Source organism: Streptomyces africanus (genome assembly GCF_030816955.1).
Lineage (GTDB): Bacteria > Actinomycetota > Actinomycetes > Streptomycetales > Streptomycetaceae > Streptomyces > Streptomyces africanus.
On the sequence record NZ_JAUSYP010000001.1, the window covers coordinates 755,477 to 770,431 of the forward strand.

The following is a 14,955-nucleotide window of genomic DNA, read 5'->3' on the forward strand; positions in this document are numbered from 1 at the left end:
GTCTGTCGCTTCCGAGCGTCGCCCCGTGAGGGGCCCCCGGTCGTCGTACGGCCAGCGGCAGTGCGCGTACCTCGCAGGGAGTAGACGAGCGTTGCCGGGCTGCTCCCCCCGGCCCTCGACTTCTGTACCTACTGGTATGTACAGTGCGGTCATGAGCACCTCGGAACGGCTGATCGAGTCCACGCGCGAGCTGCTGTGGGAGCGCGGCTACGTGGGAACGAGCCCCAAGGCGATCCTGGAGCACGCGGGCGCCGGGCAGGGCAGCATGTACCACCACTTCAAGGGCAAGCCCGACCTCGCACTGGCCGCGATCCGGCGGACCGCCGAGGAGATGCGGGCTACCGCCGCGGGAGTACTCGACGGCCCGGGAACGCCGTACGAGCGCATCGCGGCGTATCTGCGGCGCGAGCGGGACGTGCTGCGCGGCTGCCCGATCGGCCGGCTGGCCATGGACCCGGACGTGATCGCCAGCGCCGAGCTGCGCGCTCCGGTCGACGAGACGCTCGACTGGATCCGTGAACGGATCGCCGGGATCGTCGAAGAGGGCAAGGAGCAGGGTCAGTTCGCGCCCTCGCTGGACGGTGGAGAGATCGCCGCGGCGGTCGTCGCGACCGTCCAGGGCGGTTACGTCCTGGCCCGCGCCTCCGGCTCCCCGGCCGCGTTCGACGCGGGGGTGCGGGGGCTGCTGTCCCTGCTGGCACCCCGTCCCGCCTGAGGAGGGCCTGAATGCACGCCATGCAGTACGAGCTCACCCTGCCCGCCGACTACGACATGGGCGTCATCCGCGACCGGGTCGCCCGCCTGGGCCATCTGCTCGACGACTGGGACGGGCTCGGCTTCAAGGCCTATCTGGCGCGCGAGCGCGGCCTGCGCGGCTCGCCGGTGAACCAGTATGCGCCGTTCTACCTGTGGAACACCGTCGACGGCATGAACGCCTTCCTCTGGGGCGGCGGGTTCCAGGGGCTCAGTGACGACTTCGGGCGGCCGTCCGTACGGCAGTGGACGGGGCTCGCGTACGAGGAAGGGGCCGGGGTGCACGCGCGGTTCGCGGTACGGCGCCGCCAACCCGTCCCGGACTCCGGGCCGCCCGCCGGGGCGGCCAAGGACGCGGCGCGGGAGGCCCGGCGGCTGGCGGCGCAGGACGGGGCCCTGCTCGCCGCGGCGGCCGTCGACACGAGCCGCTGGGAGCTGGTGCACTTCTCCCTCTGGGAGCACGACACCCCGAAGGCCGAGGGCGACCTGTTCGAGGTGCTGCACCTGTCGGCACCGGGCCGGGACCGGCTGCCCCGGGGGCGCCGGTGGTGAGCGCGGTCCGCACGGTGCTGGGGGACGTGCCGCCCGCGGAACTGGGCGTGTGCGACGCCCACGACCAGCAGGGCGGCGGTGCCGTGGTGCAGTGGACGCCGTACGGGCTCGGGCGGCGGGCCGCCGATCTGCCGCCGCTGTCCCGGGAGACCGGGGTGCACGTGGTGGCGGCGACCGGGCTGCACCAGGCGGCATCGGGGCGTCGGGGGTGCGGGCGGGGCTCGTCAAGGTCGCGGGCGGTTTCCACGCCCTGGACGCGCACGCCCGCTGGACCATGACGGCGGCGGCCGAGGCGCATCACGCCACGGGCGTCACCATCGCCGTACATCTGGAGCTGGGCACCGGTGCGCTGGACGTACTGGACCTGCTGTGCGGCCAGTTGGGGGTGCCGCCGCAGCGCGTGGTGCTCGGGCACCTCAACCGCTCCCCGGATCTCGTGCTGCACCGGCAGGCCGCGGAGTCCGGCTGCTGTCTGGCCTTCGACGGCCCGTCGCACGCCCACCACGCCACGGACTGGCGGATGCCGGACGCCGTACGGGCCCTCGCCGACGCCGGGTTCGGCGACCGGCTGCTGCTGGGCGCGGACACCACGACGGCCGCCGCCCGCTCGGTGGGCGGCGGCCCCGGGATGCCGTATCTGCTGCGCCGGGTGCGCCCGCGGCTCGTCCGGGCGGTGGGCGAGGACCTGGTGGCGCGCGTCCTCACTCAGAACCCGGGCCGGGCGTTCGCGGCGGAGTGGCGCTGACGGCGTGGCCTGCCGGTCTCAGCCCGCGGCCTGGTCGTTGTCCTTCATCTCGCCCCAGCCGTGCCAGCGGTCGACCTCGATCCAGGCGCTGACCCGGGGCCGGACGCGGTTCGGGTAGGGCTTGCCGCCGTAGCGCCGGGAGAGCAGGTCGATGTCGGCCAGGTCCTCGTCGTCGTACATCTCGGTGACGCGGCCGATGAGGGTGATGTGGGTGTACCAGTTGTCGTCGGCGAGGACGGTGAGCGTCACGCGCGGGTCGCGGCGCAGATGCTTCAGGCGGACCCGGCCCGCGTCGAGGTTGATCAGCACCCGGCCGTCCTTCCACGCGTACCACGTGGCGGTGGAGACCGGTGTGCCGTCGGAGCGCAGCGTGGCCATGACGCACGGGTTGGGCCGGCCCAGCAGGGCTTCGGCCTCGGGCGGCAGCGGCGGCTTGGACATGGGGGAACCTCCCGGGTGATCAGGCGGACGGGTTTTCGTCGAAACTCGCGAAGTAGGCGGCGACCATGTCCTCGTCGCCGTGGCCCTGGGCGGCGGCACGCTCCATGCGGGCGGCGGCGGCTTCGGCCACGTCCAGGCGGATGCCGTGGTCCGTACCGGCCTCGACGATGAGCCGGGCGTCCTTGGCGGCGGTGGTGACCGCGAACTGGGGCGGTGTGAGGCGGTCTTCGAGGACCATGCCGGACTTGGCGTGCAGATAGCCCATGTCGAGCGGGCCGCCGGCGATGAGGTCGAGGAAACCGCGCGGGTCGACGCCGAGGGCCTTCGCCAGTGCCAGGGCCTCACCGGCGGCTGCCGTCACGGCGAGGACCCAGCTGTTGGCGACCAGCTTCAGCCGGGTGGCGCCGCCGGCCGCCCCGTCCTCGCCGGCCCACACGGTGCGGGCGCCGACGGCGTCGAAGACGGGCGTCACCGTGTCCCGGCCCTCGACGGGGCCGGCGGCGAGCACCGTGAGCTGCCCGGCCTCGGCGGGCTGGCGGGTGCCCAGGACGGGCGCGTCGTAGAAGACCAGGCCGTGCTCGCGGGCGAAGGCGGCGAGGTCGCCGATGGACTCGACGCCGGCGGTGGTGGACTGCACCCAGACGGCGCCCGGACGCAGTGCGGGGGCGGCCTCCCGCATCGTGTCCAGGGCGGCGGGGCCGTCGTAGAGCATGGTCAGGACGACGTCGGCCTCCCGGACCGCCTGCGCGGGGGTGTCGGCGATGTGCACGCCCACGGCGGCCAGCGGCTCGGCCTTGGCACGGGTGCGGTTCCAGGCGTGCACGGAGTGCCCGGCGCGTGCCAGGTTGCGGGCCATCGCGGCGCCCATGATGCCCGTGCCCAGGACGCTCACGGTGAGCTTGTCGGTCATGACGTCAACTTCCTCGTTCGTACGGTGCGGGCGAGCCGCCTGCGATCCAGCCTGCCCGCTCAGGCGCGAGCCTGCCCGGAAGCGGCGCGGCCAAGCCCTTCGAGCCGTGCCTGATGCCCGTCGGGCACCGGATTCGGGTCTGCCGGACCAGTGCGGCGGCGGGGCGGCCGACCCGGTCCTCGGAGATGCCATCCTTCGAGCGTGCCCCGCCATGCCACGGACCCTCAGGCCGAGGATCCACTGTCGATGACCAGGTCGGCGCCGACCACCGCACCGGCCGCGGGCGAGGCGAGATAGAGCACCGCGGCCGCCACTTCTTCGGCCTCCGCGACCCGGCCGAGCGGGTTCTCCGTCCTCATGCGCCGGGCACGGTCGGCCTCGGTCTCGCCGGGCCGCAGCGACATGGGAGCGGCCGAGGCACCGGGGCTGACCGCGTTGATACGGATGCCCTGGTGGATGTGGTCGAGTGCGGCGGCCCGGGTCAGCGCGGAGACCGCCGCCTTCGACGCGATGTACGCGGCGGCGTTGGGGATGCGCCGGTGTGCTCCCAGGTTGGAGGAGATATTGACGATGGTGCCACCACCGTTCTCCTTCATGTGCGCGATCTCGTGCTTCATGGCCAGCCAGACCCCGGTGACATTGGTCCGCAGCACCGCGTCCCAGTCCTTCTCGCTCACCTCTCCGACGGGCACGGTGCCGCGGAGTATCCCGGCGTTGTTGACCGCGATGTCCAGCCCGCCGAAGCGGGTAACGCTCTCGCACACAAGGTTGTGGAGCTGGTCGGAGTCGGTGACATCGGCGGTGACGGCGGTGGCCGTGCCGCCGACGGCCTCGATGAGACCGGCTGTCTCGTCCAGGGAGGCCGCGGTGCGCCCGGCGACGACCACGGATGCGCCCTCGGCGGCGAATGCGAGCGCCATCGCGCGGCCGAGGCCGGAGCCTGCGCCGGTGACGAGGACGGTCTTGCCGGTGAAGCGGTTCATTTCGATGACTCCCTTGAACGATGGGTTACTTGGTGCGGTGGGTCAGGAGGGCGACGGCGGCGAGAGCAACCCCGGTCGAGGCCAGGGAGGAGGCATCGCTGCCGAGCGTGAGCAGGATCGCGAACAGGACCGTCGGACCGGATTCCATCGCTGTGTTCAGCACGCCGCCCGCGAGTCCGGTCTGGTGCTGCGGCACCCCTTCCGTGGTGAGTACGGCGGCTCCTGCGAAGGCGGCCGCCGTGCCGGCCGGCAGCAGCACGAGGCCCGGCAACAGCCCATACCCGTACGGGATGTGTGCGTCGGTACCGGTGAGCGCGAGGAGGGCGAGCCCGGCCGCGCCGACGGCGAGCCCGGCGGCTGTGACGGTTCGCACCCCGTGCCGGCCGATGAGATGTCCTGCCGCGCGGCCCGAGACGATCAGCGCAACAGCGAACGGTACGAACGCCGCCGAGGTCTGCAGCGGTGACCAGTCGCGCACCTGCTGGAGGTGGAGTGAGAGGACCACGAAGGTCATCGAAGTCGCGCAGGCGCTCAGTGCGATGGCAGCGAGGGCGAGGACACGCCGCCGGTCGAGCAGGAAGCGGGGCGGCAGCAGTGGGTCGCGGGCGCGGCGCTCGGCATACCGGAACCCGACCAGCAGCGCGGCCCCGGCGAGCAGCGGTACGAGCACGTCGGCCGACGACCAGGGGCGGGTGTCGGTGACGACGAGCCCGTAACTGGCCAGGGTGATCCCGGTGGTGGCGAGAAGAGCACCCGGCAGGTCGAGAGTCCTTCCCCGGCTCGGCGTGGTGTCCGGCAGTAACCGGGGCGTGAGGGCGAGGGCCGCGAGGGCCACCACGAGCGGTACGGCGAAGGTACAACGCCAGGACGACAGCGCCGAGATGACGCCGGAGAGCAGGTTGCCCGCGGTCGCGCCGAGTACCGAAAGCCCGCCCCAGGTGGCCATCGCCCTGCTGTATGCGGCGGAGGAGGGCAAGGCGGTGCGCAGCACGGCCATGGCGGCGGGCGCGATCAGAGCCGCCCCCGCGCCCTGCGCGAAGCGCGCGGCGAGCAGCGTCCCGATGCCGGGGGCAAGCGGGGCGACGGCCAGAGCGGCGGCGAAGAGGACAAGGCCCGCGGTGAGGGCGCGCCGCCCGCCGTAGCGGTCGGCGAGGCGTCCGCCGAAGAGCAGCAGTCCGGCAAAGGTCAATCCATAGGCGGCGCTGAGCAGGATCAAGTCGGCGCGCTGCAGGCCGAATTCGCGCCCGATGGCGGGCAGCGGTACGGCGATCGAGGCAAGCGTGAAGATCAGCGTGGTCTGGACGCTGCCGAGGAGGACGAAGGCGCACCGCTGCTGTATGGCGGCAGCGCGGGCGGCGTTCGTGGCGGTCATGCTCCCCCTAATTCTTGACCGATCGGTTCAGTATCTGGGCAGGCTGAAGGAAGCCCGGTGCTGCGGCGGGTGTTGTTCAGTCCAGCAGGGCCAGCGCCTGCTCGGCCGCGTCCCGCACCCGGGCGGGGTCGTTCGACGCCTTGCCGACGACGCGCAGGCCCTGCAGCAGGACGAACAGCATGCGAGCCAGCGCGCGCGGATCACGGTCCTCGGGCAGCTCACCCTGAGCCTGGGCGCGTACGAGCGCGGAGTGCAGCGGGGTCTCGACGTGCTCCCAGCTGATCTCGACCCGGCGGGCCGCCGCGGGATCGTGCGGGGCCAACTCGGCTGCGGTATTGGTGACGAAGCAGCCGTTCAGCCGGCCTTCCGGGGATGCAGCCTCAGCGGCGAAGCGGCGCACCACCGCCCGCACCGCGGGCAGTGCGGGGCCCGGCTGGGACAGCTCGGCCAGGAGAAGCGGATCGCGCATCTCGGCGTACCGGTCCATGGCCTTCAGGTACAGCTCGTGCTTACTGCCGAAGGTCGCGTAGATGCTGGCGCGACCGATGCCGAGGTGCTCGACGAGGTCGCTCATCGACGTCGCTTCGTAGCCGCACCGCCAGAACAGCTCGATGGCCGACTGCAGTGCGGCGTCCGGATCGAATTCCTTGGTCCTGGCCACACCGAAAGACCATAGGCGTATCCAGAACGGTCGGTCAAATAAATGCGAGCGTGCGCCGGCCGGTGGTGTGCTGCCCGACGAGGTGGGCCTGCCTGCCGCCCTGGGGCGGTGCTGTCACTGATCACTTCGGCGGCCTGGCCAGACCGGGCGAGCTGTACGGCGGTGAGGCTGGTCGCGACCTCGCCGCCGTGGGAGGCGGCAGGAACGCCTCCTGTCGCGGCTGCGGCGCCCTTAGGTGAGCGCCCCGAGTGGGTCGTCCAGCACCGGCTGCCACGCCAGTTCCGCGGCGCCGACCAGGCTGTTGTGGTCGAGGGTGCACGGCAGGATGGGGACGCCGCCGCTCTGGCCCCACAGGCTGCGATCGGCGACGACGGCGCGGAGGCGGCCGGGGTCGGCGTCGAGGAGGGTGCGGTGCAGGCCGCCGAGGATGATGCGGTCCGGGTTGAGGATGTTGACCAGACCGGCGAGTCCGAGGCCGAGCCGGTCGATGAGGGTCTCGGTGGCGGTGCGCACACCCGGGTCGTCGTAGTGGTGGCGGACGAGGTCGATGGACTGCTGGAGCAGCGACACCTCGGGGCCGGGTTCGCGGCCCGCCGCCGTGAGGAAGGCCAGCGGGTCGGTCTCCACGTCCAGGCAGCCGCGGCTGCCGCAGTGGCAGGGGCGGCCCTCGGGGTGCACGGTGAGGTGGCCGACCTCCAGTGCGAGGCCCGAACTGCCCCGGTGGAGGCGGCCGTCGAGGACGAGCGCGCCGCCGACGCCCCGGTGGCCGGTGGCGACGCACAGCAGGTCGCGGGCGCCGCGTCCGGCGCCGTGCCGGTGCTCGGCGAGCGCGGCGAGGTTGACGTCGTTCGCGGCGAACGCGGGTCCGTCGAGGCCGGCCGCGCGCACCTGCTCGGCGAAGATGTCCCGGACGGGCGCGCCCGCGGGCCAGGCCAGGTGCAGCGGGTTGAGCGCCAGGCCCTCGGGCTCGGCGACCGCGGACGGTACGGCGAGTCCCGCGCCCACGCACCGGCGCCCGGTCTCCCGCAGCAGCTCGGCACCCGCCGTGACGACGGAGGCGAGCACCTTCGCCGGGTCGGCGTCGACGACCTCGCAGCCCGGCGCGGTGGCGACGATCCGGCCGCCCAGCCCGACCAGGGCGGCCCGGAACCCGTCGGCGTGCACCTGCGCGGCGAGCGCGACGGGCCCGTCCTCGGCGACGGCCAGCTTGTGCGAGGGCCGGCCCTGCGAGCCCGCTGCCGCGCCCGGCCGGGCGTCGACCCGGATCAGCCCGAGCGCCTCCAGTTCGGCGGCGACCGCTCCGGCCGTCGCCCGTGTCACCCCGAGTTCGGCGGTGAGCACGGCCCGGGTCGGCGCGCGTCCGGTGTGCACGAGCTCCAGCGCGGGTCCGAGGGCTGCGCGCCCCCGGTCCAGCCGCGTCCTCGAGGTGCTCCCATCCCCCGCCGGCCGGGGGTCAGCCTTCCCGCTCATGAGGGCGAGTCTCCCATGATCCGCAGGGCCGGGGGCCTACAGGCCGCTGACCCGGAGCGTGATGTTGAGCCGCCCGGTCAGGCCGAGACCGGGCGGTGCCGTGCCTGCGTGTACCCGGGGGACTGCGTGGTAGGCGAGGCGCGACGGGCCGCCGAAGACGAACAGGTCGCCGCTGCGCAGCTCGACGTCGGTCCAGGGCCGGGTGCGGGTCTCGGTGTTGCCGAAGCGGAACACGCAGGTGTCGCCGAGGCTCAGCGACACCACCGGCGCGTCCGATTTCTCGTCGCTGTCGCGGTGCATGCCCATCCGGGCGTCGGCGTCGTAGAAGTTGGTCAGGGCGATGTCGTAGGCCGGTGCCGGTCCGCCGAGTGTGTCACGGACCGCCCGGCGGCCCAGGTCGCCCAGCCACTCGGGGAACGGTTTCACCGGGGCGCCGTCGCCGTCGACGACCGTGTCGGCGTAGCCGTACGGGTACCAGTGCCGGCCGAGACAGACCTGCCGGGCGGTCATGGTGCCGCCGCCGGGGGTGCGGACCGTGCGCAGTCCGGCCGGTGGGCGCGCCCATGCGCGGCAGGCCTCCAGCAGCTCCCGCCGGCGCTCGGCGTCCAGCCAGTCCGGCACGTGCACCGCGCCGGGCGCCACCTGCGTACGGACCCTGGGGAACAGCTCGCCGTCCATGCCCTCTATGGTGCCGGACGGGGGCTGAGCTGCGGCTCGGCTAGCCTGGACGCACGATGAACGACCGTATGACGACGCCCTGGGGCGAGTTCGCGCTGACCCGTTTCCCCGAGGACCCGCGCGACAGGCTGCGTGCCTGGGACGCCTCCGACGAGTACCTGCTGAGGTATCTGGCGCAGGAGGGGGTCCCGCTGTCGGGCACGGTCGTGGTCGTCGGGGACCGCTGGGGTGCCCTGGTCACGGCGCTGGCGGAGCACCGGCCGGCGCAGATCACGGATTCCCATCTGACCCAGGAGGCGACCCGGGCCAATCTCGCGCGGCACGGTGTCGAGCCCGGCGCGGTCCGGCTGCTCACCACGCAGGAGCCGCCACCCGATCGCGTCGACGTGCTCCTCGTGCGGGTGCCGAAGAGCCTCGCGCTGCTGGAGGACCAGTTGCTGCGGCTGGCGCCGGCGGTGCACGCGGGGACGGTCGTCGTGGGCACGGGCATGGTGAAGGAGATCCACACCTCGACGCTGCGGCTGTTCGAGCGGATCCTCGGTCCGACCCGTACCTCGCTCGCCGAGAAGAAGGCCCGGCTGATCTTCTGCACACCGGATGCCGCGCTGGAGCCGCCCGCCAGTCCGTGGCCGTACGTCTACACGCTCCCGGACGGCATCGGACCGGCGTCGGGGCGCACGGTCGTGAACCACGCGGGTGTCTTCTGCGCCGAGCGGCTCGACATCGGCACCCGGTTCTTCCTGGAGCATCTGCCGAGCGGCGGGGACGGCCGGCGGGTGGTGGACCTGGGGTGCGGCAACGGCGTGGTCGGGACGGCGGTGGCGCTGGCCGATCCGGCGGCCGAGGTGCTGTTCGTGGACGAGTCGTTCCAGGCCGTGGCCTCGGCGGAGGCGACGTACAAGGCGAACGGGGTGCCGGGGCACGCCGAGTTCCGGGTCGGGGACGGGCTGGCGGGCGTGCCGTCCGGCAGTGTCGACCTGGTCCTCAACAATCCGCCGTTCCACTCCCACCAGGCGACGACGGACGCCACGGCCTGGCGGATGTTCACCGGGGCGCGGCGTGCGCTGCGGCCGGGCGGCGAGCTGTGGGTGATCGGCAACCGGCATCTGGGCTACCACGTCAAGCTGCGGAAGCTGTTCGGCAACAGCCGGCTGGTGGCGAGCGACCCGAAGTTCGTGGTGCTGAAGGCCGTCAAGCGGTAGCCGCGCAACGCGACGGGCGTTCGTGCCAGACGCCGCGGAGCAGGCGGGGATTTGTCAGACAGGCCCTAGGGTCTGGAGGGCCCTCGCCACCGTCCGGGTCATGGCCTCCCGGGCGACCGTCAGGTAGCCGCGCGGGTCGACCGTCTCGGGGCGGTCGGCGAGGAACTCCCGGATCGCGCCGGTCAGCGCGATGTTCAGGGCCGTGCCGATGTTGACCTTGGTGATGCCGCCCGCGACCGCCGCCGTGAGTTCGCCGTCCGGGACGCCGGAAGAGCCGTGGAGGACGAGCGGTACGTCCAGCGCGGCCGACAGTTGTCCGAGGAGGGCGTGGTCGAGGGTGGCGGTGCGGGTCGTCATGGCGTGGGCGCTGCCGATGGCGACGGCCAGGGCGTCCACGCCCGAGTCGGCGACGAAGGCCCGGGCCTCGTCGGGGTCGGTGCGTGCGCCCGGGGCGTGCGCGTCCAGCGGCGGTCTGCCGTTCTTGCCGCCGATCTGCCCCAACTCGGCCTCGATCCAGAGCCCTTGCGCGTGGGCCCAGTCGACGGCCACCCGGGTCGCGGCGAGGTTCTCCGCGTAGGGCAGCCGGGCCGCGTCGTACATCACGGAGCTGAAGCCGGCCTCCGCCGCCTGGTGCAGCAGGGTCTCGCTCTGCACGTGGTCGAGGTGCAACGCGACGGGTACGGCCGCCCGTTCCGCCGCTGCGACGGCCGCGCGGGCGAGCGGGAACAGCTGGCCGCCGTGGAACTTGACCGCGTTCTCACTGACCTGGAGCACGACGGGGGCGGGCACGGACTCGGCGCCCGCGATGACGGCCTCGACGTGTTCGAGGGTGATGACGTTGAAGGAGGCGACGGCCGAACGGGCCGCGGCTGCGCGGGTGATGAGCTCGCCGGTGGTGGTGAGGGGCACGGTGCCTCCAGGGTCAGTGGGCGAGGATCACCGAGCGGGTGAGATGGCGGGGCCGGTCCGGGTCGAGGCCGCGGGCCGCGGCGACGGCGACCGCGAGGCGCTGGGCCCGGACGAGTTCGGCCAGGGGGTCGAGCCGGCCCTCGATCCACAACCCGCCGGTGGAGCGCACTTGTTCGGCCAGCCCGGTGGGTGCCTCGCCGAACATCCAGGTCGCGGTGCCGCGCGTGGTGACGCTGATGGGCCCGTGCCGGTACTCCATCGCCGGGTAGGCCTCCGCCCAGGACAGCGCCGCCTCGCGCATCTTCAGCCCGGCCTCATTGGCCAGGCCGACGGTCCAGCCGCGTCCCAGGAAGGTGAACTGGGCGCAGCCGGCCAGGCCTTCGGGCAGGGGCTCCGTCAGGGCGGTGCGCGCGTCGGTGACGGCGGTGTCGGGGTGCAGGCCGAAGTGGGCGCGGAGGAGGGTGAGGGCCGTGGTGGCGAACCGGGTCTGCACGACGGAGCGTTCGTCCGCGAAGTCGAGGACGGCGAGCCGGTCGGCCGCCGTCCGCACGGGCGTGTTCGGGTCGGCCGTGATGGCGGTGGTGCGGGTGCGGCCCTGCAGCCTGCCGAGCAGATCGAGGATCTCGGTCGTGCTGCCGGAGCGGGTGAGGGCGACGACCCGGTCGTAGGCGCGGCCGTACGGGAACTCCGAGGCGGCGAACGCGTCGGTCTCGCCCTGGCCCGCGCCCTCGCGCAGGGCGGCGGCCGCCTGCGCCATGAAGTACGAGGTGCCGCAGCCGACGATCGCGACCCGCTCCCCCGGCACCGGCAGCATCTCCGCGTGGTCGGCCGCCTGTGACGCGGCGCGTGTCCAGCACGCGGGCTGGCTGGTGAGCTCGTGCTCGACATGCGTCATGCCGCACCTTCCCTCTGATTGTTCCTGCAAGATATCGCCATCTTTCGAGCAGTATCAAGCATCAGGGCCGGATCGGGTGAGGGTCAGCGGGCCTGCGCCCGGTGTGACCTTCGTTCCCCGCCCTTACGTCCTAGGCTGGGGCTGAGGCGTGTACCGGCCAGGGAGGCGGTCATGGGCGGACCAGCGCACGACCCCGACGTGCCGGGCGGCCGGCGGTATCTGCCGATCGCCGAGCACGGGCTGATCGGCGACCTGCGCAGTGTGGCCCTGGTGGGGACCGACGGCACGATCGACTGGTACTGCTGCCCGGCCTTCGACGCGCCCAGCGTGTTCGCCTCGATCCTGGACGCGGAGCGCGGCGGCTGCTTCGAACTGGCGGCGGCGGTGCCGGCGCGGACCAAGCAGTTCTACTTCCCCGACACCAACGTCCTGATCACCCGGTTCTTCACCGAGGACGGCGTCGGCGAAGTGCAGGACTTCATGCCGCTCGACGGTGAGTCGGCCGAGGCGGAGCGGCACCGGCTGATCCGCCGGGTGGTGTGCGTACGCGGTTCGATCCCGTTCCGTACCCGCGTCGCTCCCCGGTTCCACTACGGCACCCGGCCGCACACCGTCCGGCTGGCCGGTGAGACGGCGCTCTTCGAGGCCGAGGGGCTGGCGCTCGCGCTGACCGCGACCGTGCCGCTGGAGACGGACGGGCCGGACGTACGCGGGGACTTCAAGCTCTCCGAGGGCGAGTCGGCGGTGTTCGCGCTGGACAAGGTGGGCGGCCGCGTCCTGCCCCGCCGATGTGCGCACACGGAGGCGGAGGAGCAGTTCGCGGCGACGGTCGCGTACTGGCGGCGCTGGCTGGCGGCGTCCAAGTACCGGGGCCGCTGGCGGGAGATGGTGCACCGCTCGGCGCTGACGCTGAAGCTGCTCACCTACGCGCCGACCGGGGCGATCGTGGCCGCGCCGACGACGAGTCTGCCCGAGCAGCTCAGCGGCGAACGCAACTGGGACTACCGCTACGTGTGGGTGCGCGACGCGGCCTTCTGCGTCTACGCCCTGCTGCGGCTGGGCTTCACCGGTGAGGCCGAGGCGTTCATGGACTTCGTGTCCCGGCACATCAGCCCGGGCGACAGCAAGCCCTCCGGCCCCTTGCAGATCATGTACGGCATCGACGGGCGCAGCGAACTGCCCGAGACGACACTCGACCACCTGGAAGGCCACCAGGGCTCCGCGCCGGTACGGGTCGGCAACGCGGCGGCCGACCAGCTCCAGCTCGACATCTACGGCGCGCTGATCGACTCCATCTACCTCTTCGACAAGTGGGCCAAGCCCATCTCCAGCGACCAGTGGGACGATCTGTGCGCGCTGGTGGACTGGGTGTGCGAGAACTGGGACCAGGCCGACGAGGGGATCTGGGAGACGCGGGGCGGGCGCAAGTACTTCCTGTACTCGCGGCTGATGTGCTGGGTGGCGATCGAGCGGGCCATCCGGATGGCCCTCCGGCGCAGCCTGCCCGCAGACCTGCTGCGCTGGCGGGAGTGCCGCGACACGATCTACCGGCGGATCATGAGCCGGGGCTGGTCCGAGACGCGCCGGGCCTTCGTCCAGCACGAGGACAGCGACGTGCTGGACGCGGCCGTGCTGATGATGCCGCTGACGAAGTTCATCGCCCCGACCGATCCGAAGTGGCTGTCGACGCTGGACGCGCTCACCGAGGAGCTGGTCTCCGACTCGCTGGTCTACCGCTACGACCCGCAGGCCAGTCCGGACGGGCTGCGCGGCGACGAGGGCACGTTCTCCATCTGCTCGTTCTGGTACGTCGAGGCCCTGGTGCACGCGGGCCGGATCGACGAGGCGCGTCTCGCCTTCGAGAAGATGCTGACGTACGCCAACCACCTCGGCCTGTACGCCGAGGAGATCAGCCGCACCGGGGAGCAGCAGGGCAACTTCCCGCAGGCGTTCACACATCTCGCGCTGATCAGCGCCGCCTTCAATCTGGACCGGGCGCTCGGCTGAGGTTCAGTGCCCGTGGCCGTCGTCCGCACGCCCCTCCGGGGTACCGGATCCGGCCGCCGCTCCTCCGGTCCTGACGGTGAACGCCGCCGTGTGGACCTTTCCGTCGTGCTTGAAGTCGAGGAACAGGCGGTAGGAACCGGCACTGGGGGCCGTGGCCGTGAAGGAGATGTCCGGGCCGGGCCTGGTCTTTCCGTCGCCGGGTTCGCCGTTCGGGTGGACGTGGAGGTAGGCGAGGTCGCCGGAGCGCAGGGCGACGAGGTGGCCGTACGCGCCGAGGTAGGGCTGGAGGTCGGTGACGGGCCGGCCGGCGCGGGAGACCTTCAGCTTCAGTTCGCTCGCCGTGCCGGGCCGCAGGGCGCCGGACAGCTTCACTTCGTAGCCGTTGGTCCTGGCCGTGGTGGCCGGTGCGGGCAGTTCCTTCGGCCGGTACGGGCCGGAGGCGGCGAGGTCCGCGCCGAGGGTGAGGTTCCGGGCGTCCTTCCTGGCCGGGGTGAAGTCGGCGAAGACGCGGTAGCCGCCCGCGCGTGGCAGGTCGACGGGGGTGCTCCAGGTGCCGTCGGCGGCTCGGGTGGGGTGCAGATGGCGGTAGGTGACCAGGTCGCGTGAGGCCACGATGAGGTGGAGTTCCTTGTCGTGCTCGCGCTGATAGGCGGTGACGGCGCGACCCCCGCCGTCCCTGACCGTGAAGCGCAGGTCGGTCCGCCGACCGGCGGTGACGCTCGGGGTCTCCAGGTCGAGGGTGTAGCCGTCCTCGGAGATCTGGAGCCCACCGGCCGGGGGCGTGTCGTGCCCGGTGTGGCCGCCGGCCTGCTCGGTCGGGGGTGCGGGCCGGGTGTGCTCGTCCTTGTGTTGCGGCGGGCTGTCGTCGACGACGGGGCCGATGCCCTGGCCAACGCCGTAGGCCGTGCCGAAGGTCGCTGCCAGGACGGCGGCGAAGGTCGTGATCTTCAGTCCGGTGTTCATGGCCTGCATCTCCTTCAGAACCGGGGGCTCCCGCTCCTGCGCGGGGCCTTCATGCACTTCACCATACCCCTGGGGGGTACCAAGTCAAGCAGCGCTCCCGCTTGCATCTCATACCCCTCGGGGGTATACCTGAATCCGGCGGGAGAGATACCCCCGCCCCGTATCCGAGACATCACGACCGTACCCAGGAGGCACGCCATGACCGCCACCACCTACGCCGTCTCCGGAATGTCCTGCGGCCACTGCAAGGCCACGCTGACCAAGGCCATCGGCGAGCTGGACGGCGTCAGCGCCGTCGAGGTCGATCTCGACGCCGGGCACGTCACCGTCACCAGTGCCGCCGAGCCCGACGACGCCCTGATCGCCGAGACCGTCGACGAGGCCGGCTACGAGCTGACCGGGCGGGTGTGAGCC

15 protein-coding genes and 1 pseudogene are annotated in these 14,955 nt (G+C 72.7%); 6 read left to right on the plus strand and 10 right to left on the minus strand.

Features of this window, described 5'->3' with window-relative positions:
• Nucleotides 1-136: 136 nt before the first annotated feature.
• From QF034_RS03705 to QF034_RS03715, 3 genes and pseudogenes are all read left to right on the plus strand, one after another.
• Nucleotides 137-715, plus strand: a complete 579-nt coding sequence (locus tag QF034_RS03705; protein ID WP_307173538.1) for a TetR/AcrR family transcriptional regulator — start codon at nucleotides 137-139, stop codon at nucleotides 713-715.
• Between the two features lie 11 nt (nucleotides 716-726).
• Entirely contained in the window at nucleotides 727-1,305 is a 579-nt protein-coding gene (locus tag QF034_RS03710) for a DUF4865 family protein (RefSeq protein ID WP_307173539.1), read from the plus strand.
• Nucleotides 1,302-2,050 (plus strand): annotated as a pseudogene (locus QF034_RS03715) (phosphotriesterase family protein). Before QF034_RS03710 ends, QF034_RS03715 begins: the two are co-directional and overlap by 4 nt.
• 18 nt (nucleotides 2,051-2,068) lie before the next feature.
• On the opposite strand, the gene QF034_RS03720 reads toward QF034_RS03715, so the two are convergent.
• From QF034_RS03720 to QF034_RS03750, 7 genes are all read right to left on the minus strand, one after another.
• Complete coding sequence (locus QF034_RS03720) at nucleotides 2,069-2,491, minus strand: PPOX class F420-dependent oxidoreductase (protein ID WP_307173540.1); 423 nt, start codon at nucleotides 2,489-2,491, stop codon at nucleotides 2,069-2,071.
• A gap of 19 nt (nucleotides 2,492-2,510) precedes the next feature.
• The gene (locus QF034_RS03725) at nucleotides 2,511-3,401 is read right to left on the minus strand and encodes an NAD(P)-dependent oxidoreductase (protein WP_307173541.1); all 891 of its coding nucleotides are present in this window, start codon (nucleotides 3,399-3,401) and stop codon (nucleotides 2,511-2,513) included.
• Nucleotides 3,402-3,625: 224 nt separating this feature from the next.
• Nucleotides 3,626-4,384, minus strand: coding sequence for an SDR family NAD(P)-dependent oxidoreductase (locus QF034_RS03730; RefSeq protein WP_307173542.1), 759 nt, complete (start codon nucleotides 4,382-4,384; stop codon nucleotides 3,626-3,628).
• 25 nt (nucleotides 4,385-4,409) lie between these two features.
• Nucleotides 4,410-5,756, minus strand: coding sequence for an MFS transporter (locus QF034_RS03735; RefSeq protein WP_307173543.1), 1,347 nt, complete (start codon nucleotides 5,754-5,756; stop codon nucleotides 4,410-4,412).
• 76 nt (nucleotides 5,757-5,832) lie between these two features.
• Nucleotides 5,833-6,417, minus strand: coding sequence for a TetR/AcrR family transcriptional regulator (locus tag QF034_RS03740; RefSeq protein WP_307173544.1), 585 nt, complete (start codon nucleotides 6,415-6,417; stop codon nucleotides 5,833-5,835).
• Nucleotides 6,418-6,648: 231 nt separating this feature from the next.
• Complete coding sequence (locus QF034_RS03745) at nucleotides 6,649-7,887, minus strand: ROK family protein (RefSeq protein WP_307173545.1); 1,239 nt, start codon at nucleotides 7,885-7,887, stop codon at nucleotides 6,649-6,651.
• A 36-nt stretch (nucleotides 7,888-7,923) separates the two neighbouring features.
• Nucleotides 7,924-8,565 carry an alpha-ketoglutarate-dependent dioxygenase AlkB family protein gene (locus QF034_RS03750; protein WP_307173546.1) on the minus strand — a complete coding sequence of 214 codons (642 nt, stop codon included), beginning with the start codon at nucleotides 8,563-8,565 and terminating at the stop codon, nucleotides 7,924-7,926.
• A 68-nt stretch (nucleotides 8,566-8,633) separates the two neighbouring features.
• Here QF034_RS03750 and QF034_RS03755 point away from each other — a divergent pair, with 68 nt between their 5' ends.
• Nucleotides 8,634-9,767 carry a methyltransferase gene (locus QF034_RS03755; RefSeq protein ID WP_307179791.1) on the plus strand — a complete coding sequence of 378 codons (1,134 nt, stop codon included), beginning with the start codon at nucleotides 8,634-8,636 and terminating at the stop codon, nucleotides 9,765-9,767.
• A 54-nt stretch (nucleotides 9,768-9,821) separates the two neighbouring features.
• On the opposite strand, the gene QF034_RS03760 is transcribed toward QF034_RS03755, so the two are convergent.
• Together QF034_RS03760 and QF034_RS03765 are read right to left on the minus strand one after the other, a co-directional pair.
• Entirely contained in the window at nucleotides 9,822-10,676 is an 855-nt protein-coding gene (locus QF034_RS03760; protein ID WP_307173547.1) for a class II fructose-bisphosphate aldolase, read from the minus strand.
• 13 nt (nucleotides 10,677-10,689) lie between these two features.
• Nucleotides 10,690-11,571: an SIS domain-containing protein gene (locus QF034_RS03765; RefSeq protein ID WP_307173548.1), complete on the minus strand. Its 882-nt coding sequence runs from the start codon at nucleotides 11,569-11,571 to the stop codon at nucleotides 10,690-10,692.
• Between the two features lie 171 nt (nucleotides 11,572-11,742).
• On the opposite strand from QF034_RS03765, the gene QF034_RS03770 reads away from it, so the two are divergent.
• A complete protein-coding gene (locus tag QF034_RS03770; protein WP_307173549.1) occupies nucleotides 11,743-13,578 on the plus strand; it encodes a glycoside hydrolase family 15 protein in 1,836 nt (611 codons plus the stop codon).
• Nucleotides 13,579-13,581: 3 nt separating this feature from the next.
• Here QF034_RS03770 and QF034_RS03775 read toward each other — a convergent pair whose 3' ends face one another.
• Nucleotides 13,582-14,541, minus strand: a complete 960-nt coding sequence (locus tag QF034_RS03775; protein ID WP_307173550.1) for a DUF8832 domain-containing protein — start codon at nucleotides 14,539-14,541, stop codon at nucleotides 13,582-13,584.
• A gap of 198 nt (nucleotides 14,542-14,739) precedes the next feature.
• Between QF034_RS03775 and QF034_RS03780 the strand changes: the two genes are divergently transcribed.
• Nucleotides 14,740-14,952, plus strand: a complete 213-nt coding sequence (locus QF034_RS03780) for a heavy-metal-associated domain-containing protein (RefSeq protein ID WP_086563092.1) — start codon at nucleotides 14,740-14,742, stop codon at nucleotides 14,950-14,952.
• The last annotated feature ends 3 nt before the right edge of the window (nucleotides 14,953-14,955 follow it).

Excerpts from the sequence above, each read along its gene's own strand:
- QF034_RS03705 (WP_307173538.1), top strand. The coding sequence starts at position 137 with ATGTACAGTGCGGTCATGAGCACCTCGGAACGGCTGATCGAGTCCACG.
- QF034_RS03710 (WP_307173539.1), top strand. The coding sequence starts at position 727 with ATGCACGCCATGCAGTACGAGCTCACCCTGCCCGCCGACTACGACATG.
- QF034_RS03720 (WP_307173540.1), bottom strand. The coding sequence starts at position 2,491 with ATGTCCAAGCCGCCGCTGCCGCCCGAGGCCGAAGCCCTGCTGGGCCGG.
- QF034_RS03725 (WP_307173541.1), bottom strand. The coding sequence starts at position 3,401 with ATGACCGACAAGCTCACCGTGAGCGTCCTGGGCACGGGCATCATGGGC.
- QF034_RS03730 (WP_307173542.1), bottom strand. The coding sequence starts at position 4,384 with ATGAACCGCTTCACCGGCAAGACCGTCCTCGTCACCGGCGCAGGCTCC.
- QF034_RS03735 (WP_307173543.1), bottom strand. The coding sequence starts at position 5,756 with ATGACCGCCACGAACGCCGCCCGCGCTGCCGCCATACAGCAGCGGTGC.
- QF034_RS03745 (WP_307173545.1), bottom strand. The coding sequence starts at position 7,887 with ATGAGCGGGAAGGCTGACCCCCGGCCGGCGGGGGATGGGAGCACCTCG.
- QF034_RS03750 (WP_307173546.1), bottom strand. The coding sequence starts at position 8,565 with ATGGACGGCGAGCTGTTCCCCAGGGTCCGTACGCAGGTGGCGCCCGGC.
- QF034_RS03755 (WP_307179791.1), top strand. The coding sequence starts at position 8,634 with ATGACGACGCCCTGGGGCGAGTTCGCGCTGACCCGTTTCCCCGAGGAC.
- QF034_RS03765 (WP_307173548.1), bottom strand. The coding sequence starts at position 11,571 with ATGACGCATGTCGAGCACGAGCTCACCAGCCAGCCCGCGTGCTGGACA.
- QF034_RS03770 (WP_307173549.1), top strand. The coding sequence starts at position 11,743 with ATGGGCGGACCAGCGCACGACCCCGACGTGCCGGGCGGCCGGCGGTAT.
- QF034_RS03775 (WP_307173550.1), bottom strand. The coding sequence starts at position 14,541 with ATGAACACCGGACTGAAGATCACGACCTTCGCCGCCGTCCTGGCAGCG.
- QF034_RS03780 (WP_086563092.1), top strand. The coding sequence starts at position 14,740 with ATGACCGCCACCACCTACGCCGTCTCCGGAATGTCCTGCGGCCACTGC.